Annotated in this window: 22 protein-coding genes and 1 riboswitch; of the genes, 8 read left to right on the top strand and 14 right to left on the bottom strand. The window is 69.1% G+C overall.

The window, feature by feature from the left end; translation table 11 throughout:
- The first annotated feature begins 43 nt into the window (after positions 1-43).
- From M3195_RS07280 to M3195_RS07270, 3 genes are all read left to right on the top strand, one after another.
- Positions 44-601, top strand: a complete 558-nt coding sequence (locus M3195_RS07280; RefSeq protein ID WP_251586045.1) for a hypothetical protein — start codon at positions 44-46, stop codon at positions 599-601.
- A 187-nt stretch (positions 602-788) separates the two neighbouring features.
- Positions 789-2,237, top strand: coding sequence for a glyceraldehyde-3-phosphate dehydrogenase (locus M3195_RS07275; protein ID WP_251586043.1), 1,449 nt, complete (start codon positions 789-791; stop codon positions 2,235-2,237).
- A 138-nt stretch (positions 2,238-2,375) separates the two neighbouring features.
- Positions 2,376-3,431, top strand: coding sequence for a winged helix DNA-binding domain-containing protein (locus M3195_RS07270; protein WP_251586041.1), 1,056 nt, complete (start codon positions 2,376-2,378; stop codon positions 3,429-3,431).
- Positions 3,432-3,507: 76 nt separating this feature from the next.
- On the opposite strand, the gene M3195_RS07265 is transcribed toward M3195_RS07270, so the two are convergent.
- The gene (locus M3195_RS07265; RefSeq protein WP_251586039.1) at positions 3,508-4,950 is read right to left on the bottom strand and encodes an XRE family transcriptional regulator; all 1,443 of its coding nucleotides are present in this window, start codon (positions 4,948-4,950) and stop codon (positions 3,508-3,510) included.
- Positions 4,951-5,060: 110 nt separating this feature from the next.
- Between M3195_RS07265 and M3195_RS07260 the strand changes: the two genes are divergently transcribed.
- Positions 5,061-6,923 carry a phosphoenolpyruvate carboxykinase (GTP) gene (locus tag M3195_RS07260; RefSeq protein WP_251586038.1) on the top strand — a complete coding sequence of 621 codons (1,863 nt, stop codon included), beginning with the start codon at positions 5,061-5,063 and terminating at the stop codon, positions 6,921-6,923.
- 239 nt (positions 6,924-7,162) lie between these two features.
- On the opposite strand, the gene M3195_RS07255 is transcribed toward M3195_RS07260, so the two are convergent.
- Both M3195_RS07255 and M3195_RS07250 read right to left on the bottom strand, forming a co-directional pair.
- Positions 7,163-9,049, bottom strand: a complete 1,887-nt coding sequence (locus M3195_RS07255) for an ABC transporter ATP-binding protein (RefSeq protein ID WP_251586036.1) — start codon at positions 9,047-9,049, stop codon at positions 7,163-7,165.
- 74 nt (positions 9,050-9,123) lie between these two features.
- A complete protein-coding gene (locus M3195_RS07250) occupies positions 9,124-9,330 on the bottom strand; it encodes an AsnC family protein (protein WP_251586034.1) in 207 nt (68 codons plus the stop codon).
- A gap of 119 nt (positions 9,331-9,449) precedes the next feature.
- Here M3195_RS07250 and M3195_RS07245 point away from each other — a divergent pair, with 119 nt between their 5' ends.
- Entirely contained in the window at positions 9,450-10,076 is a 627-nt protein-coding gene (locus M3195_RS07245) for an HAD family hydrolase (protein WP_251586032.1), read from the top strand.
- Between the two features lie 61 nt (positions 10,077-10,137).
- Here M3195_RS07245 and M3195_RS07240 read toward each other — a convergent pair whose 3' ends face one another.
- On the bottom strand, positions 10,138-11,598 hold the full coding sequence (locus tag M3195_RS07240) for an MFS transporter (protein WP_251586030.1): 1,461 nt from the start codon (positions 11,596-11,598) through the stop codon (positions 10,138-10,140).
- A 141-nt stretch (positions 11,599-11,739) separates the two neighbouring features.
- Between M3195_RS07240 and M3195_RS07235 the strand changes: the two genes are divergently transcribed.
- Together M3195_RS07235 and M3195_RS07230 are read left to right on the top strand one after the other, a co-directional pair.
- Complete coding sequence (locus M3195_RS07235) at positions 11,740-12,237, top strand: metallophosphoesterase family protein (protein WP_251586028.1); 498 nt, start codon at positions 11,740-11,742, stop codon at positions 12,235-12,237.
- Positions 12,234-12,728 carry a GAF domain-containing protein gene (locus M3195_RS07230; protein ID WP_251586026.1) on the top strand — a complete coding sequence of 165 codons (495 nt, stop codon included), beginning with the start codon at positions 12,234-12,236 and terminating at the stop codon, positions 12,726-12,728. The genes M3195_RS07235 and M3195_RS07230 overlap by 4 nt, the downstream gene beginning before the upstream one ends.
- A 37-nt stretch (positions 12,729-12,765) precedes the next feature.
- Here the strand turns inward: M3195_RS07230 and M3195_RS07225 are convergent, their stop codons facing one another.
- From M3195_RS07225 to M3195_RS07210, 4 genes are all read right to left on the bottom strand, one after another.
- Complete coding sequence (locus M3195_RS07225) at positions 12,766-14,514, bottom strand: glycoside hydrolase family 35 protein (protein ID WP_251586025.1); 1,749 nt, start codon at positions 14,512-14,514, stop codon at positions 12,766-12,768.
- A gap of 61 nt (positions 14,515-14,575) precedes the next feature.
- Positions 14,576-15,931, bottom strand: a complete 1,356-nt coding sequence (locus M3195_RS07220; protein ID WP_251586023.1) for an ABC transporter substrate-binding protein — start codon at positions 15,929-15,931, stop codon at positions 14,576-14,578.
- Positions 15,932-15,996: 65 nt separating this feature from the next.
- Complete coding sequence (locus M3195_RS07215) at positions 15,997-16,887, bottom strand: carbohydrate ABC transporter permease (protein WP_251586020.1); 891 nt, start codon at positions 16,885-16,887, stop codon at positions 15,997-15,999.
- Position 16,888: 1 nt separating this feature from the next.
- Positions 16,889-17,806 carry a carbohydrate ABC transporter permease gene (locus M3195_RS07210; RefSeq protein WP_251586018.1) on the bottom strand — a complete coding sequence of 306 codons (918 nt, stop codon included), beginning with the start codon at positions 17,804-17,806 and terminating at the stop codon, positions 16,889-16,891.
- Positions 17,807-17,964: 158 nt separating this feature from the next.
- Between M3195_RS07210 and M3195_RS07205 the strand changes: the two genes are divergently transcribed.
- Entirely contained in the window at positions 17,965-18,948 is a 984-nt protein-coding gene (locus tag M3195_RS07205; protein ID WP_251586453.1) for a LacI family DNA-binding transcriptional regulator, read from the top strand.
- 145 nt (positions 18,949-19,093) lie between these two features.
- Here M3195_RS07205 and M3195_RS07200 read toward each other — a convergent pair whose 3' ends face one another.
- From M3195_RS07200 to M3195_RS07175, 6 genes are all read right to left on the bottom strand, one after another.
- Positions 19,094-19,453, bottom strand: a complete 360-nt coding sequence (locus M3195_RS07200; protein WP_251586016.1) for a Fe-S protein — start codon at positions 19,451-19,453, stop codon at positions 19,094-19,096.
- Positions 19,454-19,554: 101 nt separating this feature from the next.
- The gene (gene ribH / locus M3195_RS07195; RefSeq protein ID WP_251586014.1) at positions 19,555-20,031 is read right to left on the bottom strand and encodes a 6,7-dimethyl-8-ribityllumazine synthase; all 477 of its coding nucleotides are present in this window, start codon (positions 20,029-20,031) and stop codon (positions 19,555-19,557) included.
- Positions 20,028-21,296 (bottom strand): GTP cyclohydrolase II, encoded by a 1,269-nt coding sequence (gene ribA / locus M3195_RS07190; RefSeq protein WP_251586012.1) that lies wholly within the window; start codon positions 21,294-21,296, stop codon positions 20,028-20,030. Before ribA ends, ribH begins: the two co-directional genes overlap by 4 nt.
- Positions 21,293-21,922: a riboflavin synthase gene (locus tag M3195_RS07185; RefSeq protein WP_251586010.1), complete on the bottom strand. Its 630-nt coding sequence runs from the start codon at positions 21,920-21,922 to the stop codon at positions 21,293-21,295. The genes ribA and M3195_RS07185 overlap by 4 nt, the downstream gene beginning before the upstream one ends.
- Positions 21,922-22,986: a bifunctional diaminohydroxyphosphoribosylaminopyrimidine deaminase/5-amino-6-(5-phosphoribosylamino)uracil reductase RibD gene (gene ribD / locus M3195_RS07180; protein WP_251586009.1), complete on the bottom strand. Its 1,065-nt coding sequence runs from the start codon at positions 22,984-22,986 to the stop codon at positions 21,922-21,924. The genes M3195_RS07185 and ribD overlap by 1 nt, the downstream gene beginning before the upstream one ends.
- A gap of 64 nt (positions 22,987-23,050) precedes the next feature.
- Positions 23,051-23,196, bottom strand: a riboswitch (FMN riboswitch).
- An 81-nt stretch (positions 23,197-23,277) separates the two neighbouring features.
- Positions 23,278-24,141 (bottom strand): Fpg/Nei family DNA glycosylase, encoded by an 864-nt coding sequence (locus tag M3195_RS07175; protein WP_251586008.1) that lies wholly within the window; start codon positions 24,139-24,141, stop codon positions 23,278-23,280.
- Between the last annotated feature and the right edge of the window lie 13 nt (positions 24,142-24,154).

Genomic DNA, 24,154 nt, shown 5'->3' with positions numbered 1-24,154 from the left:
CGTGGGCGGGGCGACCGTGGCTCGGCGCCCGTAGGATCATCCCGTGGATCCCCTCGTCCCCGGTGCGCCGTGGCTGCTGGCCCTGGCGGGACTCGTGTCCGGGGCGGCATGCCTCGCGGCGTGGCGGCGGGTGCCGTGGCAGGCGCGCCAGATGGCGCTCCTGCGGGCGTCGGCTCTCCTGGCGCTGGCCGCGCTCGGCGGTGGAGCCTTGTCGCACATGATCCTCGGCGTGCTGCTACTACTGTCGGCGATGGCGGGCACGATCGGAGTGCGAGGGCTCCGGGCCGCTCCGATGTGCTTCCATCGCGCCGTGGTCTCGCTCGTGCTGGCGATCTGCCTGTGGGATACGGCAGGTGCAGGGGTGGGTTCGGGTGCAGGTGCCGGCGAGGTCGCCGGCTCCTTCGGGCACCACGATCACGGCCCGCAGTTCACCGGCATCCTGTCGCTCGTCGGGGTGGTCGGCGTCATCGGCGTCGTGCTCTGGACGATCGTGTCGCAGCAGGTGGTCAGCCCTTCCTCCGACCGCCGCACCCGCACGCTGCTCGGCGTGGAATCGTGGTCGATGGCCGCGGGTGTCGCCCTGCTCTGCCTCGCGATGTGAGCGGTCGCCGCGCTCGCCGCTGAGCTCCTGCTCGGCGCACTCCGCCGAGCCGGGTGACCGCGCGGCGGCCGTCATCCCGATTTCCTCGACTTCGCACCCGCACCGTACCCTGGTGGCATCCCCCGAAGCTCACCCGGCAACTCCGCGCGCCGGCGACCTCGGCGCGCTCACACATGCAAGGACGCAGATGAACGACACCGCCGCATCCCACGACGCTTGGACCGCGCGCGAAGAGCTCGCCGAGCGGATGATCCCGCTCATCGGAGCCCTCAAGCGCGACCGAGACGTGGTCACCTCGCTGCACGGCCACCGCCTCGTCGGACTCTCGGCCACCGGAATCGTCGAGATGCACGACCGCGTCGCCCAGCTCGGCCACGAGGAGCTCGCGCTGGAGGACACGCTCGCCGTCATCGAGGCGATCCACGCGCTCGCGCCCGGAGCATCCTCCCTCGACGTCGCGCGCCTCGTCGAGGGTCACCGTGACAGCGGTGCGTCGCTCGTCGAGCACCTCGCGGAGGCGCTCGCCCCCGCGATCGGCGCGACGGCCGCCGAGCCCACCGACGTCGTCCTGTACGGGTTCGGGCGCATCGGCCGGCTGCTCGCCCGCATCCTCATCGCGCATACCGGCGGCGGCAGCGGCTTGCGGCTGCGCGCGATCGTCGTGCGGCGCGGCTCGGCCGACGACCTCGTCAAGCGCGCCTCGCTGCTGCTGCGCGACTCCGTGCACGGACGCTTCGCCGGATCCGTCACCGTCGACGAGGAGGCCGAGCAGATCATCGCGAACGGCACCCGCATCCAGGTGATCTACTCCGACGACCCGGCATCGATCGACTACACCGCCTACGGCATCCACGATGCGATCGTCGTCGACAACACGGGGCGCTGGCGAGATGAGGCCGGGCTGAGCCGTCACCTCGAGTCGACCGGCGTCGCACGGGTGCTGCTGACTGCGCCCGGCAAGGGCGCGCTGAAGAACATCGTGCACGGCATCAACGACCAGACGATCACGTCCGACGACCGGATCGTGACAGCGGCCTCCTGCACCACCAACGCCATCACCCCGGTGCTCAAGGCGGTCGATGAGGCCTACGGCATCGTCCGAGGACACGTCGAGACCGTGCACTCGTTCACGAACGACCAGAACCTCATCGACAACTTCCACAGCGGCGACCGCCGCGGACGCTCGGCCGTGCTCAACATGGTCATCACCGAGACCGGCGCGGCGAAGGCCGTCGCCCGTGCCCTCCCCGAACTCGAAGGCAAGCTCACCGGGTCGGCGATCCGCGTGCCCACGCCCGACGTCTCGCTCGCCGTGCTGCACCTGACGCTCGACCGCCCCGCGGTCAAGGACGAGCTCAACGACTACCTGCGCCGCGTCTCCCTGCACTCCAGGCTGCGCCAGCAGATCGACTACGTCGAGAGCCCTGAGGTCGTGTCGACGGACTTCGTCGGATCCCACCGCGCCGGCATCGTCGACGGACTCGCGACCATCGCGAACGACCGCGACGTCGTGCTGTACGTCTGGTACGACAACGAGTACGGCTACTCCTGCCAGGTGATCCGCGTGCTCGAGGTCATGGCAGGGTCGCACCTCGTCGTGCTTCCCGCACGCCGCGAGGTCACGCTGCACGCCTGATCCCCCTGTTCCCCACCCCCCTCTGCACGCCGAGCCACCCCATTCTGAGCGACCCACCCCTCTTGCGACGGCGACGAACGGGGTGGCTCGCGCAGAAGGGGGTGGGTCGGCGGGGGAGGTGCCCGCCATGATGGGGACATGAAGACCGCGACCCTCCGGGCGGAGCGCCTCCGCTCGCATCGCCTTACGGCCCCGGCGCGCACCGTGTCCGACGCGGCTGCGCACATGCTCGCGGTGCAGAGCCAGGACTTCACGGCAGGACGGTGGGTTCTCGCGTCCCGCACCCGCGGTGAGCCGACACTTGCCGCGGTCGACCGGGCCTTCGACCGCGGCGACCTCGTGCGCGCGTGGACCATGCGCGGTACCCTGCACACCGTTCCCGCGCGCGACCTCAGCTGGGTGCTGTCGGTCACCGCGCAGCGACAGCGCCAGCAGGCGGCCGGGCGCCGCCGCGACCTCGGCATCGACGACGCCATGATCGACGTCGTCACAGCGGCGGTCGTGCCGCGTCTGCGCGACGGCGGACTCACGAGGTCCGAGATGTTCGAGGTGTTCGCCGGAATCGGGGTCGACCCCAGCGGGCAGCGCGGCATCCACCTGCTGAGCGAGCTGACCCTGAGGGGTCTCCTGTGCCAGGGGCCGGTCGTGGCACGGGACGGCATCACGCGCGAGCAGCGGTTCGTGCTCGTCGACGGTCACATCCGCGAGCACGCCCGACCGGACGATCCCCTCGCCGAGCTGTTCGTCCGCTACATCGCCGGGCACGGACCGGCGACGGTCGCGGATTTCGCGTGGTGGTCGGGTCTCACCCTCGGGCAGTCACGAGAGGCGCGCGAGCGCGCCGACGGGCGGATCACAGAGGTCGAGGAGGGGGTCTTCGTCGCGAGCGCGCGTCCGAGACGGGCGCCCATCGCAGCATCCGTGTTCGCGCTCGGAGCCTTCGACGAGTACTACATCTCCTACGCCGACCGCACGGCGGTGTGCGCCCCGGAGCACCTTGCGGCCGTGGGCCCCGGCAAGAACGGCATGGTGCGAGCGACCCTCGTCTCCGACGGCAGGGTGATCGGATGCTGGACGCATGCCGCCGCATCCCTCGGCGCGCCCCCCGAGCTCTTCGAGACAGGCGGTCCGCCGGTGGACGAGGATGCCGTGCAGGAGGCGCTCGCGCGATTCACGAGGTTCCTAAGGAATTAGAGGCGGGCGCTGGGACCACTCGCTCGCGTGCCGCCCCAGGAACGAGTAGGGGAGATGCTCGCCGCAGGAGGAACCGTCACTCGCTCGCGTGCCGCCCCAGGAACGAGTAGACCTCGTTGTCGTCCACCCCGGGGAACGCACCGCGCGGCAGCGGCGAGAACATGTGGGTGTGCACGCGGGCGCTCGGCCACGCCTTGCCGTTCCACCGCTCGGCCAGGTCGGCCGGCGGGCGGCGACAGCACGCCTCGTCCGGGCAGGTCGACACGGCGCGGTCCGACGTCTCGCGTCCGCGCCACCACCGCGCGTCGTCGAAGGGCACGCCGACCGTCACCGAGAACTCGCCGTCGGTCGACGACCCGGTCTGCGTCGAGCACCAGAACGTGCCGGACGGCGTATCCGTGTACTGATGGTGCTCCGTGGTGCGGTTCTGCTGGGTGAAGGCGCTGCGCGCCTGGAACTTGCGGCACACCCGCTGGCCTTCGACAGCCCCCGTCACGTCCATCGGCAGAGGAAGACCGTCGTTCTCGTACACGCGGGTGATGGCGCCCGTGGCGTCCACCCGCAGGAAGTGCAGCGACATGCCGAGGTGCTGTGTCATGAGATTCGTCATCCGCATGCCCGCCGCCTCGTGGGTCACGCCGAAAGCGTCGCGGAAGTCCTCGACCGCGAGGTTGCGGTCCTTCTTCGCCTGCTGCAGGAACGCCACAGCCGCGGTCTCGGGCATCAGGCACGACGCGGCGAAGTAGTTGATCTCCAGCCGCTGCTGCAGGAAGTCGGCGTAGTCGGTCGGCGGCGTGTGGCCGAGCAGGCGGTGCGCCATCGCCTGCAGCGCCATCGAGCGCAGGCCGTGACCGCCGGGGATCGACGCCGGCGGCAGATAGATACGTCCGTTCTCGAGATCGGTCACCGAGCGCGTCGAGTGCGGCAGGTCGCTGACGTAGATGAGCTCGAAGCCCAGCTTCTCCGCCATGATGCTCACGGTGCGATGGGTGAGAGCGCCCTGCACGTGTCCGGCCGACCGCAGCTGCTTCTCGGCCAGCTTCTCGATGTCGCCGAGGTAGTTGTGCTGAGCACGCATGCGCAGACGCAGCTCGGTGTTGGCCCGGCGCGCCTCCTCCGGCGTCGCGATCGCCTCGCGCTCTCGACGCTGCAACTCGCGGTGCAGACCCAGGACCGACTCGATGGTCTCATCGCTCATGCCCTTGGTCACACGCACGGGCGCAACGCCGAGCTGTCGGAACACCGGACTCTCCTGCGCGCGCTCCAGCTCGATCTCCAGCGCGGCGCGGCGGTTGGGCGGCTCGCCGGAGATCAGGTCGGTCACCTCGGTGCCCGTCGCCTGCGCGAGCGCCTGCAGCAGGGACAGCTTCGGTTCGCGCTTGCCGTTCTCGATGAGACTGAGCTGCGATCCTGCGACGCCGACCAGCGCACCCAGTTCGTCAAGCGTGTAGCCGTTCGCGAGACGGTGGTGGCGGATGCGGTGCCCAAGGGTCGCCAGATGGATGCCGGAGGGTGCCATTCCTTGATACTAGCGAAAGAAGAGCGATTCTTATCGCTGGTTTTGGTGAAAAGTGGCGCTCAACCCCCAAGAAGATGGATGCAACGGCCCCACTTCAAAGGAGAGCAGTCATGGCGATCGCCGAAGTCTTCACCCCTCGCGCAGCATCCGTCGCACCCCTGCGCACGTTCGGGGCGGCGCCGGCCTATGACACGCCCGCGATGAAGGAGCTGTCCGCCTGGGTCGACGAGATCGCGGCGTTGACGCAGCCCGACTCGATCCACTGGGTCGACGGGTCGCGCGCCGAGAACGACTGGCTGCTGCGCGGGCTGGTGAGCGAGGGCAAGCTCATCAAGCTCAACCCCGAGTGGCGTCCCGGCTCGTACCTCGCCCGCTCCCACCCCAGCGATGTGGCCCGAACAGAGGGCCGCACCTTCATCGCTTCCGAGCGCGAAGAGGATGCCGGACCCACGAACAACTGGGCCGACCCCGCGCAGATGCGAGAGAAGATGACCGAGATCTTCGAGGGCTCGATGCGCGGGCGCACGATGTTCGTCGTGCCCTTCTCGATGGGACCGGTCGGCGGACCCCTGTCGCACATCGGCGTCCAGGTCACCGACAGCGCGTACGCGGTCGCCTCCATCGGCATCATGACGCGCGTCGGCGACGCGGTCACGCGGCAGATCGCCGAGGGAGCGCCCTGGGTCAAGACCGTTCACTCCGTGGGCGCGCCGCTCGCCGCGGGCGAGCCCGACGTCGAGTGGCCGTGCAACGACGACAAGTACATCGTGCACTTCCCGGAGACGCTCGAGGTCTACTCCTTCGGCTCCGGGTACGGCGGCAACGCGATCCTCGCCAAGAAGTGCTTCGCGCTGCGCATCGCCTCGGTCATCGCCCGAGACGAGGGATGGCTCGCGGAGCACATGCTGCTCATCCGCGTGATCGATCCGAGCGGCAAGGCCTACCACGTCGCCGCCGCGTTCCCCTCGGCCTGCGGCAAGACGAACCTCGCCATGCTGCGCCCGACGATCCCGGGCTGGCGCGTCGAGACCCTCGGCGACGACATCGCGTGGATCCGCCCCGGGGAGGACGGACGCCTCTGGGCGATCAACCCGGAAGCCGGATTCTTCGGCGTCGCACCCGGCACCGGCGAGGCGACCAACGTCACAGCGGTGGAGACCCTCTGGGGCAATACGATCTTCACGAACGTCGCCCTGCGGCCGGACGGCGACGTCTGGTGGGAGGGGTTGACCGAGAACGCGCCGGCTCAGCTCACCGACTGGGAGGGCAACGCGTGGACGCCGGATTCCGGACGCCCTGCGGCGCACCCCAACTCCCGTTTCACGGTGTCGGCGGCGCAGTGCCCGCAGATCTCCGAGGACTGGGAGGAGGCCGTGCCGCTCGACGTCATCCTGTTCGGCGGACGCCGCGCGAGCAACGTCCCCCTCGTGGTCGAGGCGACCGACTGGACACACGGCGTGTTCCTCGGTTCGAACATCTCGTCGGAGCGCACCGCCGCGGCCGAGGGAAAGGTGGGCGAGCTGCGCCGCGACCCGTTCGCGATGCTCCCGTTCTGCGGGTACAACATGGCCGACTACTTCGGACACTGGCTGAAGGTCGGGCGTGGGCTCCGCTTCGACCGCGCGCCGCGCATCTTCCAGGTCAACTGGTTCCGCCGAGGCTCCGACGGCCGATTCCTGTGGCCGGGATTCGGCGACAACTCGCGTGTCGTCGACTGGATCATCCGCCGCATCTCGGGTGACGTGCCCGCCGTCGACAGCCCCATCGGTCGCCTGCCGCGCATCGAGGACCTCAACCTCGACGGGATCGACGTGCCCGAGGCCGACCTCGAAGAACTCTTCTCGATCGATCCGCAGGCGTGGAAGACCGAGGCCGACCTCACGGAGGAGTTCTACGACACCTTCGGCGACAAGGTGCCCGCGGCGCTGCGCGCCGAACTCGCCTCCCTGCGCTACCGCCTCGACAAGGCGTGAGAGCCGGGCGCCGGTTCGGGGGAGCCGGCGCCCCACACCCCTCCACCCAGGAGGACCCCAGACCCGCGAGGGCGGGAAGTCAGAGACGAACCCATGGCTGAGTGGTCTCCGGCATCCCGCCCTCGCGTTTGCGTGCGGCCCCGCTTAGGAACAGGGGGATCGCCTGAGATCAGGACGATGCTCGGCGGATCATCCTGATCTGGAGCGATGTTCCTGATCTCGGGCGCGGGAGCGGCCGCCTACGCCAGCAGTTGGTGGCGCGCGAGGTCGCGGTACAGCGGTACCTGCTCCACGAGCTCGGCGTGCGTGCCCTGCCCGACCACGACACCGTCCTGCAGAACCACGATCAGGTCGCTGTCGACGACCGTCGACAGGCGGTGCGCGATCACGATGAGCGTGCGATCGGTCGACACGGCGTCGATGGCCTCCCGCATCCGCTGCTCGTTCACGCCGTCGAGCGATGACGTCGACTCGTCGAGGAGCAGGATCGGCGCATCCGTCAGCAGCGCGCGGGCGATCGCGAGTCGCTGCCTTTCGCCGCCCGACAGCATCACGCCGTCCTCGCCCACCGGGGCCTGCAGGCGACGCGGGCTGCGCTCGAGCACGTCGCCGAGGTTGACGGCTCGGAGGACCCGCTCGCAGTCGGCATCCGAGGCATCCGGCGACGCGAGTCGCAGATTGTCGGCGAGCGTGCCCGCGAGGGTCGGCGCATCCTGCTCGACATAGCCGAACTGTGCCCGCAGCTCTTCGCGCGGATACGTGCGTGCGTCGTGTCCGTAGAGGCGGATCGACCCGCCCGTCGGGTCATAGAACCGCTCGACGAGCGAGAGGATCGTGCTCTTGCCGGCGCCACTCGGGCCCACCAGGGCCACCCGCGCGCCGCGTGGCACGGCGAACGAGACACCTCGGAGCACCTCGCGATCGGTCGCAACGCCCGGGGCATCCTCGTTCGGGTCGAGATGCGCGTCGGCGAGCAGCGTCCGTGCCTCCTTCTCGGCGGCGGCGCGAGCGGCGACGACGTTCTCGGGATACCGGAACCGCACGTCGCGGAACTCGATGGCGGGCGCACCGGGGTCGGCGTCATCGCGCGGGATGCCGACGGCCATCTCGGGGTCCTGCTGGGTCTCCGTCGGCAGGTCCAGGACCTCCTGGATGCGGCCGAGCGCCCCGAGTGCCTGATTGACCGAGGTGATCGCGCCGAACGTGGTCGCGAGCGGCATCACGAGCATGAACAGGAACAGGATGAACGTGATGAGGGAGGCGATCGTGATCGCTCCGTCGGCGACGCGGAAGCCGCCGACGCCGAGCACCACGAGCAGGGACAGCTGCAGGGCGACGCCGGCGATCGGAACGACCAGTGACGAGATCTTCGCGATCCGCACGCCGATGCCGTACGCCTCCGACGCCAGCCTCGACACGGACTCGGTCTCGCGCTCGGTCGCGCCCGAGGCTCGAACGGTGCGGATCGATCCCACGGCGCGCTCGACTCCGGAGGCTAGCTCGCCGACCTTCTCCTGCTGAGCGGTGGATGCCGTGCGGATCCGCCCGCTGAGGAGCGTGACGCCCACGACCGACGTACCGATGACCACGACGATCAGCAGGAGCAGCACGGGATCGATCACGAGCATCGCGATGAGAGCGCCCAGGAACAGCAGGGCGCTGCCGACGGCATCCGCCAGTCCCTGCGTGAGCACGGCGTACAGGAGCGTCGTGTCGGTGCCGACGCGCGAGACGAGATCGCCGGTGCGGCGGGCGTCGAACTCGCTGATCGGCAGGTGCAGGATGCGCGAGATGAGCTTGCGGCGGCTCGAGTAGACGACCGCGGTGCCGGTGCGCTGCAGCAGGTAGTGCTGATAGCCGGAGATGATCGACGAGACGATCACGAACCCGATGAGCAGCCAGACGAGGATGCCGATGCCTGCGTCGGACTGCACCGCCTCGATGACCTGGCCGACGAGCAGGGGCTGCACGAGCGAGGTCGCGGCGCCGAACACGCTGAGGATCGCGACCACGATGAGCGTGCGCTTGTGCTCGAAGAGGAAGGGGAGGAGCTGGCGGAAGGTGGCGCGCGGACCGTCCTGCGATGCGCCCCGTCCGCGTCGGCGTGACGTCGCCGTGCTGGACATGCGTGACCTCGTTCTGAAAGGGGGTACTCCGACCGTACTTCGTGCGGGCGCGAATTCTGTGGGTGGGCTGTGCGTCAGCGGCTGCCGAACCGTCGGTGGGCGGCCTGCTTGCTCACGCCGAGTGCGCCGGCGATCGCCTGCCAGGAGTAACCGAGGTTGCGCGCGCGGCGGACCTCGGACTCTTCGGCGCGTGCGATCTCGGAGCGGAGCGCCGCGAGTCGGTGCAGCTCCGCGATCGGCTCGCCGCGGTCTTCGAGGGCCTGGGCGGTCGTGAGTGACATGAGAGCCTCCGACGGGTGATCTGGGGATGTTGCCATCGTCAATCTTCATTGACTTGCAATGGATTGTCAACATTCATTGACGAACGGGGGTTGGCAGACGCATCGCATAGGGTGTGCGGATGCCGAAGAAGCCGTGGATCCTGTTCGACATCGGGGGAGTGCTGGAGGTCGTGGACGACGACAGCTGGCAGGAACAGTGGTGGGAGCGAGTGCGCGGGGTCTCGGGCCTCATGTGGCACGATCTCGACGCGCGGCTCGCCGCAGCGGACCTCCCGCGGATCGACCTGACCGTCGGCACGGAGGGCGCATTCTGGGCGGAGCTGGCCCGAGCCCTCGACCTCGACGACGAGCAGCGCTCCGCCATCCGGGCCGACTTCTGGGATGCCTACTGCGGCACGGGCAATCACGAGCTGATCGAGTACGCCCGTTCGCTGCGCGGGAGAGCGAGGACCGCGATCCTCTCCAACTCCGCCGACGGAGCGCGTGAGGAGGAGGAGCGCCGCTTCGGCTTCGCGTCGATCTTCGACCCGATCTGCTACAGCCACGAACTGGGTGTCGCCAAGCCCGAGCCGCAGGCGTACCTGCGCACGCTGCAAGCACTCGACGCCGATCCGGCCGAGGTGCTGTTCATCGACGACCACCAGACGGCGATCGACGGGGCAGTCGCCGTCGGCATCCGCGGGATCCTGCACCGTGACAACACCACCACGATCGCCGCGATCGAGAGCTTCCTCGCCGCAGGCTGAGCCGGACACACGGAACGGCCGCACCCCGATCGGGATGCGGCCGTTCGCGGGAGAGGCTCCGTCAGAGCTCGACGGCGGCGGCGACTCCCAGGTCGGACTCGTAGTCGGTGTCCTTCGTCTCGGGCGAGAGCACGAGGGCGATGAACGTCAGCACGCCCATGACCGACAGGTAGAGACCGACGAGCCAGGGAGCGCCGTCGCCGAGCTCCCACAGCCACACGGCGATGAGGGGAGCGACCGCGGCGCCGAGGATCGACGACACGTTGTAGGAGATCGCAGACCCCGTGTAACGCACGTTCGTCGGGAACAGCTCCGGCAGCAGAGCGCCCATCGGGCCGAACGTGGCGCCCATGAGCATGAAGCCGAACACGAGGAACGCCTGCGCGAGCGCGCCGGTGAACTTCGGGTCCATCGCGGGCAGCAGGAACGCGTTGAACGTGAGGCCGAACACGATGATGAGGCCCGTGACCCACAGCAGCAGCTTGCGGCGGCCGACCGCGTCGGCGATCGGACCCGACAGCAGCGTGAAGATGCCGAAGAACACGACACCGACGATCTGCATGAGCACGAAGTCGGTGTAGCCGAAGCCCAGGCCGGGGTAGAACTGGGCGGCGAACGCCGATGCGTCGAAGTCCTTGCCCGCGGCCTCGGCAGCGGCCTGCGCTGCGGCCGATGCCGTCTCCAGCGACGCGGGCTTGGTGCCGTACGCGAGAGTGAAGTTCGTCATCAGATAGAACAGCACGTACGTCGCCAGCATGATGAACGTGCCGAGGATCAGTGCCTTCCAGTGGTGACGGAACACCGTCGCGAGCGGAAGCTTGCGGATCGCCCCAACCTTCTCGGCCTTCTTGAACGTGTCGGACTCGACGAGCTTGAGGCGCACCCACAGGCCGATGATGACCATGACGGCCGAGAACAGGAACGGGATCCGCCAGCCCCACGACAGGAACGCCTCGGACTTCAGCGCCGGGTTCTCGGCGTGCGGAAGCAGCCAGTTGATGGCGAGGAAGAGGAAGTTCGCGATGATGAACCCGAGCGGAGCGCCCAGCTGGGGGAACGTGCCGTACCAGGCGCGCTTGCCCGCCGGGGCATTCTCGGTGGCCACGAGCGCGGCCCCCGACCACTCGCCGCCGAGCGCGAAGCCCTGGAACAGACGAAGGATGAGCAGCAGCAGCGCGGCCCACCACCCGATCTGCTGGAAGGTGGGCAGCAGGCCGATCACGAACGTCGCGATCCCCATCGTCAGCAGCGACGCGACCAGCGTGGCCTTGCGACCGAACCGGTCTCCGAAGTGGCCGAACACCACGGCGCCGATCGGGCGAGCGACCATCGCGGCGCCGAACACGGCGAACGACGACAGGAGCGAGGTGGTGTCGTTGCCCGTCGGGAAGAAGAGGACGGGGAAGACGAGCACGGCGGCGGTGGCGTACGCGTAGAAGTCGTAGAACTCGATCGTGGTGCCGACGAGGCTGGCGGTGATGACCCGCGAGCGTGGATTCGCGGGCGCTGTGGACGTACTCATGCTGCTCCTTAGATCCGTGCGACGGCATACCGGCGCACCGGGCGATCCTACGCCTTCCTGAGTGTTTCCTGGGCGCGCATGACGGTCGGCCGCCGGGATCGACCTGCGTAGAGTCGGGGAAAACCCTGCGGAAGGATGCCGATGACAACCCGGATGCTGCTCCTCGCCGACACGCATGTGCCGAAGCGTGCACGTCGCCTGCCGGACGCCGTGCTGCATGCGATCGACGAGGCGGACGTCGTCGCGCACGCGGGAGACTGGGTCGATCTGCCGACCCTCGATCTCATCGAATCGCGGTCGCGCGTCTTCCACGGCGTGTACGGCAACAACGATGGTGCCGACCTGCGCGCGAGACTCCCGGAGGTCGCCCGGTTCGAGGCCGAGGACGTGCGCGTCGCGATGATTCACGAGACGGGTCAGGCCGCTCGCCGGGAGCAGCGCATGGACGAGGCGTTCCCTGAGACCGACCTGCTGATCTTCGGCCACTCGCACATCCCGTGGGACTCGGTCGCGCCGTCGGGCATGCGGCTGCTCAACCCCGGCTCGCCGACGGACCGCCGTCGTCAGCCGGTCTGCACCATGATGACCGTGACGATCGACGGATCCGGGCTCGAGGCGAACCTGGTGCCGATCGCATGAGGGAAGAGACGTTCGTGTACCGCGCGCCGATGCGATCGCGCGACGACGCCGTGCCGCGCGGGGCTGGGACGGAACGGGCGCTCGCCCTCGGAGTCTGCGGGATCGGCGGGAGGCTGCACCCTGCGCCGGATTCCCTGCAGGACGCGCTCACCCTGGCGGACGCGCAGTCCGGCATCCGACTGGCATGGCGTATCGAGAGATTCGCCAAGGCGCCGATCGGCTCCTTCGTCTGGACGAGAGATGTCGACGAGCTGACCTATCTCGGCCGGCTCGTCGGGCCCTGGGCGTATGACACTGACGACGCAGCCGATGCCGTCGACCTCGTGCACGTCCGCGCGTGCGACTGGCTCGCGGAGCCCATAGCCGATGAGATGGTGCCGCCGGACGTGCAGGCCGCGTTCGGCCGAGGCGGTCGCAACTGGCAGCGGATCCGCGCGACGAGCGTCGGCGCACCGACGCGGGCGGTCTGGGACGCGGTCGCCGACGAGTGAGGGCCGAGTGCCACCGCCCTGATGGTGCGCGACGCGCTCACTCCTCGACGTCGCCGAGATCGGCACGGGAGACGAACGCCGCCCGGGGATCCAGCAGTTGCTCGAGCTCGAGCACCACGACCCGGTTCGCTCCAGCAGACGTGGCGGGTGCGGGAACGTACAGCGTCCGGGTCGGACCGTTGCGCCAGTAGCGTCCCAGGAAGAACCCGTTGACGAACGCGTATCCCTTGCTCCAGCGATCCGTGTCGAGGAACAGGTCGGTCGGTGATGCGAGGTCGAACTCGCCGACCCAGGCGAGGGGTTGGGCGGAAGCTCCCGAAGATGTCGCGCCGTCGGCGGGGGACTGCGCCGCTCGCGCGGCGATCGCCGCGACATCCAGAGGGGTCGACCGCCACCCGCGGAGGGCGACGCCGTCGAGCGTGATCGCGCCGATCAGCCCCTTCTCCTCGCCGAGCCTGTGCTCGTAGTTCACCCGCCCCTGGTCCTCGACCAGGATGCTGAGCATGCGACCTGCCGGAATCGGCAGGCTCCGGTCGTGACGGGTGCGCGACAGGGTGCCGACCGGCTGCCCGTCGACGTTCACCCAGGCGAGGTCGCGCACGTCGTCGATCGACAGCAGGCCGCCTCGGCCCTCGGGCAGCGGCACGTCGTAGCGGACGAGAGCGCTCGCGTGCTCGAGCGCGTCGAACGTCGCGGGGTCATCGGTCGGCGCGGCGGTCGCCGCGGCATCCGTCCATGGACCGACCGCGCGGAGCGGTGCGGAGAACTCGAGGGCCGGAGCCGAGCGCGAGGGCACCTCGTCGGGCACAGGAGCGTACCGGGCGATCACCTCGCGGAACGCGTGGAACTTCGCGGTGGGTTCGCCGGCCTCGTCGAGCGGGGCGTCGTAGTCGTACGACGTCACGATCGGCAGATAGCGGCCCTTGTCGTTCGCGCCGTTCGTGAGGCCGAAGTTCGTGCCGCCGTGGAACATGTAGATGTTCACCGACGCGCCCGCGGCGAGCAGCGCGTCGAGGTCCGCAGCGGCCGCGGCAACATCGGTCGTGTGGTGCACGCCACCCCACCAGTCGAACCAGCCGTCCCAGAACTCCGAGCACATCAGGGGACCGGTCGGCTGGTGCGCGCGGAGCGTCGCGAGACGCTCGGCGCTGCGCGACCCGAACGAGGCGGTCTTGTGCAGCGACGGGAGGCTGCCGTCCGCCAGCATCCGATCGGTCGGCTGATCGACCGTCGTGAGCGGCACGGTGATGCCGGCGTCCCGGGTGAGGGCGACGAGGGCCTCCAGGTAGGCGGAGTCCGCTCCGTAGGCACCGTACTCGTTCTCGATCTGCACGAGGACCACGGGGCCGCCGCGGTCGATCTGCCGCGGAGCGACGATCTCGTACACACGGCGGAGGTACTCGCTCACATCGGCGAGGAACGTCGGCTCCGACGAGCGGAGCTCCCGCCCGCCGGCCGTCAGCCAGATGGGCAGCCCGCCGTTGTGCCACTCGGCGCAGATGTAAGGGCCGGGGCGCACGATCGCGTCCATCCCCTCCGCCTGGATCAGGTCCAGGAAACGGCCGAGATCGTTCCACCACGTGGCATCCCACTCGCCGCGGCGCGGCTCGTGCGCATTCCAGGCCACGTAGGTCTCGACCGTGTTGAGACCCATCAGACGGGCCTTGCGGATGCGGTCCGCCCACTGATCGGGGTGGACGCGGAAGTAGTGGATGGCGCCGGAGATCACCCGGTGGGGCTCGCCCCCGCGGAGGAAGTCGGTCTCGCCGATGGAGAAGGAGGTCACGATGCGGTGCTTTCGGTCGGAGGGCCGGACGGAGAAGGTCCCCGCCCGGCCCTCGGCGGTGTTACTTGTTGACGGTGAAGCCCTGCTCGTCGCCGTACTGCGTGAGCGCCTCCTGCCAGGACGCGAGACCGTCGTTCAGGTCCGTGCCGTTCTGGTAGGACTGGCCGACCGTGTCGCCGAAGATGCTGTTCGCGTACACCTGGTAGGGCAGGTAGCTCCAGCCGTCGACGACGTCGCCGGCCGCGGCCGCGAGCACCTCGTTGATCTTCTGGCCGCCGAAGTACTCGGGTGCGTCGGCGAGGAACTCCTCGCTGGAGAGCTCCGCGGTGGTCGAGGGGAAACCGCCGGACTCCAGGAAGATCGAGATGCTCTCCTCCGAGTTGTTCAGCCACCACAGGAAGCCCGCTGCCAGCGCCGGGTTCTCGCTCTGCTTCGTGACGGCCTGGCCGCCGCCGCCGTTCTCAGCCGTCGCCGGAGTGCCGTCGTACGTCGGCATCGGCGCCACGCGCCAGTCGCCGGCGCCGTCCGGGGCACCGGAGATGAGGTTGCCCGGCATCCACGCGCCGATCACGAGCGTCGCGATGCTGCCGTCGCCGAGGGCGCGGAACCACTCGTCGCTCCAGCTGCTGGTCGGGGCGACGAGGCCCTCCTCCACCAGTCGGTTCCAGTTCTCGGTCCACTTCTTCGTACCGGCGTCCTCCAGGTCGATCGTGACGTCGGTGCCGGAGGTCGCGAAAGGCTTGCCTCCGGCCTGCCAGATCATCGACGTCGCGAAGCCCGCGTCGCCGGTGTCGTTCGTGATGTACGCGTCCGGGTTGCTTGCGTGAATGGCCTTGGCCGCCTCGTAGTACTCGTCCCACGTGGTGGGCACGGTGATGCCCGCGGCGTCGAACACGGCCTTGTTGTAGAAGAGAGCCATCGGGCCGGAGTCCTGCGGCAGGCCGTAGATCGCGTCGCCGTCGGTGACGGAGTTCCACGTCGACGCCGTGTAGTCGTCCTCGAAGTCGGCGAACCCGAACTGCGAGAGGTCGACGAAGGCGTCGGTCAGGGCGAACTGGGGAAAGGCGTAGTACTCGACCTGCACCACGTCGGGCGCGCCCGAACCCGCCTTGATGGCGTTCTGCAGCTTCGTGTACTCCTCGTTGTTGGTGCCCGCGTTGACCACGTTCACGGTCACGTTCGGGTACTCCTTCTCGAAGGCCTCGACCTGGGCTTCGGCCGACGGCGTCCACGACCAGTACGTGATCTCGCCGCCCTTCTCGAGAGCCGCTTCGACCGAGTCGAACGATCCGTCGCCGGCTGCGCCGGATCCGGCGTCGCCGCCCGTGCTGCAACCGGCCAGCGCGAGCGCGGCCACGGTGCCTGCCGCGAGCACCGCGACGGTGCGACGCGCGGCGGGGGAGGGAAGGTGCTTCATTGCTGTGTCCTTTCAGGGTGCGGTCCAGCGTCGGACCGGCTTTCGGGTGCGGAGGATGCCGGAGGCTACTGCTTGACGCTTCCGGCGGTGAGACCTGACTGCCAGAAGCGCTGCAGCAGCAGGAACGCGATGACGATCGGGATGATCGTGAGCAGCGAGCCCATGATCACGAGGTTGTAGATCGGTTGGGAGCCGGCGCCGATGGCCTGCGCGCTCCACTGGTTCAGGCCGACGGTCAGCGGGTACCAGTCGGGATCCGAGAGCATGATCAGCGGGAGGAAGTAGTTGTTCCACGTCGCCACGACCGTGAACAGCGCGACCGTGACGATGCCGGGCGCCAGCAGCCGCATCGAGATCGTGAAGAAGGTGCGGAACTCGCCCGCGCCGTCGATGCGGGCGGCCTCGAGCAGTTCGGTCGGAACGGACTCCGAGGCGAACACCCAGATCAGGTAGAGGCCGAACGGGCTGATGAGCGACGGGATGATGACGGCCCAGGGGGTGTTCGTCAGCCCGAGCTCGCTGAAGAGCAGGAAGGTGGGCACGGCGAGTGCCGTACCGGGCACGGCGACCGCGCCGAGCACGATCGCGAACACCGCGCGGCGGCCGGGGAAGCGGAACTTCGCCAGACCGTACCCGGCCATCGTCGCGAGAAGCGTGGCTCCGCCCGCGCCGACGACGACGTAGAGCAGCGTGTTGCCGAGCCACCGCAGGAAGATCCCGTCGCGATAGGTGAGCGTCGCCACGAGGTTGTCGACGAAGGCGAAGTCGTCGGCGAACCAGAGTCCGAACGAGCTGAAGAGTCCGGATTGCGTCTTGGTCGCGCTGAACAGCAGCCACACGAGCGGGATCAACGTGTACAGCGCGTACCCGATCATCACGATGAGGAGGATCTTCGACCTTCGCGGGTTCAGCGGATCGTTGCGCTTCGCGCTGGTGCGGGCGAGGGGGAGTGCCATGTCAGCGCACCTCCGACTTCGAGCCGCGCAGCTGCACGACATAGGCGATCACCGCGGTGATGACGCCCATGATGATGGCGACGGTGGCGGCGTAGTTGAACTGCTGCCCGGCGAAGGACAGGTTGTACGCGTACATGTTGGGGGTGAAGTACGTGGTGATGACGTTCGGGGCGAGCGGTCGCAGGATGTTCGGCTCGTTGAACAGCTGGAAGCTGCCGATGATGGAGAAGATCGTCGCGATCACGAGGGCGCCGCGCACCGAGGGGATCTTGATCGAGAAGATGGTCCGCCACGCGCCGGCGCCGTCGAGGGCGGCGGCCTCGTACATCTCCGTCGGGATGGTCTTCAACGAGGAGTAGAAGATCAGCATGTTGTAGCCGACGAACTCCCACGTGACGATGTTGCCGATCGAGACCAGCATCCACTCCTTCGCGAAGGGTGTGATGGCGTCGACGCCGAGGAAGTCGTTGATGTTGCTCGTGAGTCCGAACTGGTCGCCGTAGATGTATCCCCACATCAGCACCGCCACGACGGCCGGCACCGCGTAGGGCAGGAAGATCAGGATGCGGAAGAACGACGCCCCGCGCAGGCGTGCGCTGTCCAACGCGAGCGCCGCAGCGAGGGCGAGCAGGAGCATGATCGGCACCTGCACGACGAGGAACAGCAGGACGCGGAGGAACGCCTCCCAGAACTGCGAGTCGGTGAGGGCGCGCACGTAGTTGTCGAGGCCGACGAACGCGGTCCCTCCGATCAGCTTCTCCTGGAAGAAGCTCAAGTACACGGAGTACGCGAGCGGGGCGAGGAACACCAGCGCGAACACGATCATGAACGGGCCGACGAACGCCCATCCCTTCCAGTCGCGCTTCTCGCGTCGGCGGATGCCGTGATCGGCGATCACCGCGGAGTTCTGAGTCGTCATCGACGGGCCTTCTGAGAGAAACGGGGGCGCACTGCGCCGTGTGTCAACGTCAACATATTCGATGCGCTGCTAGTGTGTCAACGTCAACACATGAACGGATGGGTGACGTGACATCGCAACAGCTCGGAGAGGCGCCGCAGCGTCGCCGCGATCCGTCGATGGAGGACGTGGCGCGCGAGGCAGGGGTCTCGGGGCAGACGGTGTCCCGCGTCGTCAATGCGCGCGGCTACGTGGGCGCCGCCACTCGCGAGCGTGTCGAGGCCGCCATGCAGCGGCTCGGGTACCGACCCAACAGCGCGGCTCGGGCGCTGCGCTCCGGACGCTTCCGCGCGATCGGCGTCGTCATGTTCTCGTTCAGCTCCTACGGCAATCAGCGCACACTTGACGCGATCGCCGTGCGTGCCTCCCAGATGGGTTACGCGCTGACGCTGATCCCCGTCGAGTCCAGTGCGCGGGAGACCGTCGCCGGAGCCTTCCGGCGTCTCGAGGAGCACGCGCTCGACGGCATCATCATCGTGATCGAAGCGCATCAGCTCGACGAGGCGGATGTCGAGATCCCCGACGGGCTGCCCGTCGTGCTCGTCGATTCCAACCGCGGGTCGGCCCACCCGTACGTCGACACTGATCAGGCGCAGGGGGCACGGCTCGCCACGGAGCACCTGCTCGATCTCGGCCACGACACGGTGTGGCATGTGGCGGGTCCCGCCGAGTCGTACTCCGCGGAGCGTCGTCGCGAGTCCTGGCGGCGGACCCTCACGGATCGCGGCCTGGTGGCACCCGAACCGCTGCAGGGTGATTGGACCGCGGAGTCGGGATACCGGGCCGGGCTGCGACTGCGCGATCTCGACGGCGTCTCGGCCGTCTTCGTCGCGAACGACCAGATGGCGATCGGCGTCGTGCGCGCGTTCCGAGAGGGCGGTCTCGACGTCCCGGGGGACGTCAGCGTCGTCGGCTTCGACGGCCTTCCCGATGCCGCACAGCTGTGGCCGCCGCTGACCACCGTCCAGCAGCACCCGGAGCGAGTCGGTGCGCTCGCCGTCGACGCCCTGCTCTCGGAGCTCGACGGGGGAGAGCGGGCTCAGACGCCGCTCGTGGGCACCGAGCTAGTGGTGCGGGGGAGCACGGCGCCTCCGCGCCGCTGAGATCTCGACGCCCCACTCAGGGCGCGTCTCTCGGGTCGTTGAGCGAGCGCAGCGAGACGAAACGCGGTGACGATCCCGCGAGCGAACCCTCCCCGGTCGTTGAGCGAGCGGAGCGAGACGAAACGCGGTGAGGGACCCCGGAGGCTCAGCGCCAGATCGTAGCGATCGCGACGTTCGCCGCGGTCAGGATGCCGACGAGCCAGAACATCGCTGCGGGAACGCCGTCGCCGCGCTTCTGCCGAGCCGTGCCGATCCCCAGCACAGCGCTGATCGCGAGCAGCACGACGAGCTTCGTGCCGATCTTGGCGTAGTTCAGCTCCGCTCCCTCAGGAAGCCCCCAGGGGGCGGCGAGCGCGAGCCCCGCGACCGCGGCGATCGTCATGCCGATGCTCATGAGGCGTGTGAACTCGCGCTTGCCGCCGAAGGCCTGCACCGCCCATGCTCCGAAGAGAACGGCGAAGCCGATCAGGTGGACGAAGAGAACGATGTGGCGCAGGGTCTCCATGCCCTCACGCTACTGACGCGCGGCGATGTTCCGCCAGCAAGGGCGGCCTCACTCAGCGGCGCAGCTTTCGAATGACGAGCGCCGTGCGCAGCACGGCCGGTTCAGCCGCGAAGCTCCCTGATCACAAGTGCGGTGCGCAGCGCGGCATCCGCCGCTTCCGCGCCCTTGTCCTCGTGCGAGCCCTCGAGGCCTGCCCGATCGAGGCCCTGCTTCTCGTCGTCGAGCGTCAGCACGCCGAATCCGACCGGCTTGCCCGCGTCGAGCGAGACCCGTGTAAGCCCATCGGTCGTCGCGGCCGACACGTACTCGAAGTGCGGCGTGCCGCCGCGGATGATCACGCCGAGCGCCACGACGGCGTCCGCTCCGCCGGCGAACGCGGCCTGCGCCGCCACGGCGAGCTCGAACGAGCCGGGGACCCGTACCACGCGGTAGGAGGCACCGGAGTCGTCGAGCACGCGCTGCGCACCGGCGATGAGCCCGTTCGTGATGACCTCGTGCCACGTGCCGGCGATCACGACGACGTCGAGGCCTGATCCGTCGATCTTCTCCGTGCGGGGTGCTGCTCCTGCGCCGCTCATGCGTCGTCCTTCTTTCCGTCGGCGAGAGCCTGTGCCAGCTCCGCCTCTCCGATGATGTGACCCATGCGGTCACGCTTGGTCTCGAGGTACTGGTGGTTGTTCGGCCCGACCCCCACGATCAGCGGCACCTGCTCCACGACGTCGAGGCCGAGGGTGCGCAACTGGTTCACCTTGTCGGTGTTGTTCGTCAGCAGCCGCACCTTCGACACCCCGAGGTCGGAGAGGATGCCGGCCGCCGCCGCGTAGTCGCGGGCGTCTGCCGGGAGGCCGAGCGCGAGGTTGGCGTCGACCGTGTCGAACCCCTCCTCCTGCAGGCTGTAGGCGCGCAGTTTGTTGATGAGGCCGATCCCGCGCCCCTCGTGGCCGCGCATGTAGATCACCACGCCGCCGTCCTGCTCGATGGCATCGAGCGCCGCATCGAGCTGCGGGCCGCACTCGCACTTCAACGACCCGAACGCTTCGCCCGTCAGGCACTCAGAGTGCACGCGCACCAGCGCGGTCTCGCTCAGCTCGCCGGAGACGACCGCGATGTGGTCGGTCCCGGTCACGCGATCCTTGTACGCCAGGAAGCGGAACGACCCGTGTTCGGTCGGCACGGTGGCATCGGCGCGCAGGCTCACGCGGCGGCTCCCGACCCCCGGGGTGGCCCCGTCCGGGTCGATCTCGTTGAGATGCGCGATGAGCTGCTCGATGGTGATGACCGGCACTCCGTCGCGCGCTCCGAGCTCGAGGAGTCCGGGGAGGCGCATCATGCTGCCATCCTCGGCGACCACCTCGGCGATCGCGCCGACCGGATTCAGGCCGGCGAGCTTCATGAGCTCGACCGCGGCCTCCGTGTGTCCGTTGCGCTCGCGCACGCCGCCGTCGACCGCGCGCAGCGGGAGAACATGCCCGGGGCGGATGATGCTCGTGGCCGTGGAGTCCGGGTTCGCCAGGACGTTCAGGGTGTGCGCCCTGTCGTGCGCGCTGATACCCGTCGTGACGCCCTCGGCGGCATCCACGCTCACCGTGTAGGCGGTCGAGCGGGCGTCTTCACTCGCGGCGACCATCGGCGGGAGATTCAGGCTGTCGGCGAGGTCGGCGGGCATCGGAGCGCAGATGAAACCCGACGACCAGCGCACGGTCCACGCGACCCACTCGGGTGTCGCCAGCTCGGCGGAGAGCACGACGTCGCCCTCGTTCTCGCGGTTCTCGTCGTCGGCGACGAGCACCGGGCGTCCGGCGCGGAGCGCCTCGAGCGCCTCGGGGATGGTGGAAAGGCTCATCGCGAGCCTCCTTCCGGTGCGGCCCGGAAAGCGAGCAGCCGCTCGACGTGCCGGGCGAGGATGTCGGTCTCGAGGTTTACGCGGTCTCCGACCGCGCGGGATCCGAGGGTCGTGGCCGCGAGGGTCTCCGGGATGAGCGACACCTCGAACCAGGCGTCCGAAGTGCTCGGGTCGCTCACCGCGCTCACGGTGAGCGAGGTGCCGTCGACCGACATCGAGCCCTTGTCGACGACGAGCGGGGCGAGGTCGTCCGGCAGCGAGATCCGCAGCACGCTCCACTGCTCGCCGGGGCGCACGTCGACGACCACGCCGACTCCGTCGACATGCCCCTGCACGATGTGGCCGCCCAGGCGGGCCCCGACGGGCATCGCCTTCTCGATGTTGACGCGCGTGCCGACGGATGCCGAGCCCAGCGCCGCCACGTCGAGTGTCTGCTTCATGACGTCGGCGTCGAAGGACACGGGCGTCGACGCGACGACCGTGAGGCACACGCCGGACACCGCGATGGATTCGCCATGCACGGCATCCGCCGCCGCCTTCGGGGCGCGAACGGTGAGCCGCCACCCGTCGCCGGACGGCGTGATCGCTGTGATCTCGCCGATCTCCTCGATGATTCCCGTGAACATCAGCGTGCTCCTTCTCGTGAGGTCTTCACAGCGTGCGGTGCGAGGTCTCCGGCAACCGCGGGGTGTGCGATCGCGAGCAGGTCGGCGCCCAGCGGCATCCACTCGTCGACCGTCAGACGACGTGCCTCGTCGATGGATCGCACCCCGATGTCGGTGAGCGCGACGCGATCGCCGCCGAGCAGGACAGGGGCTACATAGGCGAGCACGCGGTCGGCCAGCCCTGCGGCGAGGAAAGCGCTCGCGAGAGTCGGTCCTCCCTCGACGAAGACCGACTGGATGCCGCGAGCGTGCAGATCCGCGAGCACGGCGTGCAGGTCATGCGTGTCGTAGGCGAGGGGGGAGTGCGGATGACGGCGGATCGCCGCCTCGGCGGGAACGGGACGGGTCCCGATCACGACCGGGATCGGCTGGGTCGGGTAGAGATCGTCGCCTTCGCGAGCCGTCAGCGACGGGTCGTCGGCGAGGACGGTGCCGGTGCCGACGGCGATCGCGTCGGCGACCGCGCGACGGCGGTGCACGTCGGCGCGCGCCTCCGGTCCGGTGATCCATTGGCTGGAGCCGTCGGATGCCGCGGCGCGGCCGTCGAGGCTCTGCGCCCACTTCACCGTGACATGCGGACGTCCGAGCCGCTGGGCGGTGAGCCAGCCGTCGATGATCCGGTGCGCGGCGTCGGCCTGCTCGCCGGAGTCGACGCTCACGCCAGCAGCGCGCAGCCGTTCGGCTCCGCCGCCCGAGACGGCGCCGGGGTCGTCGAGCGCGTAGACGACCCGCGCGACGCCGGCTTCGATCAGGGCGACCGCACACGGCCCCGTGCGTCCCGTGTGATTGCAGGGCTCGAGCGTGACGACCGCGGTCGCACCGGCAGCGGCGCCCGGAGCGAGCTTCGACAGCGCGTCGACCTCCGCGTGAGGCGTGCCGGCCCCGCGATGCCAGCCCTCGGCGAGAACCTCGCCGTCGGGGGAGAGGATCACGGCACCCACCTGCGGGTTCACCCCGCGCGGGCCCAGGGTCGCGAGCTCGAGCGCGCGGGTCATCGCCCGGCGTTCCGCCTCGTTCACTGCCATCCGTGTTCCTCTCTGGACTCAGGGATCGCAGGGAGGAGATGGCGGAACGCGCATGCGGCGGCCCACCGTGCTGCCTCCCTTCCGGACTAGCGAGGCCGGGCCTCGCATCACCGTCGGTTCCGGATTTCCACCGGATCGGCACCTCGACGAATCGAGACGCTCGCGGACTGTCACCGCCGGTTCGGATTCTCACCGACCCCGGAGCACGTTGATGTTCTGAGTGTACAAGTCGCGCGGGAGCACGTTTCATTCCCCGTAATGAAAGCGTTCATACGACTCTCGTCGGGCGGGTCACTTCAGCAGGCGCGAGAGCCGGCGATCGGCGAGGATCTTGCCGCCGGTCTGGCAGGTCGGGCAGTACTCCATTGAGCGGTCGGCGAAGAACACGCTCCGTACGGTGTCCCCGCAGACGGGACACGTCTCGCCGCGGCGGGCGTGCACCTGCATCCCCCTCCGCTTCGCGTCTTTGAGATCGGCCGGAGGCTTTCCTGACGCCTGCGCCACGGCGTCCGTCAGCGTGCTGTGCATGGCGGCGTAGAGCCGGTCGACCTCGTCTGCGGTCAGCTTGTCGGCGATCGCATACGGCGACATCTTCGCCGCGTGCAGGATCTCGTCGGAGTAGGCGTTACCGATCCCCGCGATCACACCCTGGTCGCGGAGGAGGCCCTTGATCTGCATCCGCCGCCCGGTGAGCACATCTCCGAACGCCTCGCGGGTGAACTCGGGATCGAGGGGGTCAGGCCCGAGCCGTTCGATGCCCGGAACCTCTTCGGGGTCGTGCACGACGTACACGGCCAGCGACTTCTTCGTTCCCGCCTCGGTGAGATCGAACCCGCTGTCGTCGTCGAACGCCACGCGCAGGGCGATCGGCGACTTGCCCGGCTTGATGAGCGTGGTCGGCAGCATCTCGTACCACCGCAGCCAGCCGGCCTTCGCGAGGTGGAAGACCAGATGCAGGTCGTCGCCCGCCGACAGCACGACGAACTTGCCCCGCCGCGTGGCCGCCGTGATCTCGGCACCGTGCAGCGCTGTATTCGGCGGATCGTAGGTCTTGAGCGCGGCGATCGCCCCGACGCTCGTTCGTGTGATCGTGCGCCCCACCACGCGGTCGGCGAGGAAGGTCGTCAGGCCCTGTACTTCCGGCATCTCCGGCATGCGCCCATCCTGC

Source organism: Microbacterium hydrocarbonoxydans (assembly GCF_023715885.1).
Classification (GTDB): domain Bacteria; phylum Actinomycetota; class Actinomycetes; order Actinomycetales; family Microbacteriaceae; genus Microbacterium; species Microbacterium hydrocarbonoxydans_C.
Note: the sequence above shows the minus strand (reverse complement) of the source record. Positions and strands in the feature narration are given on the sequence as shown.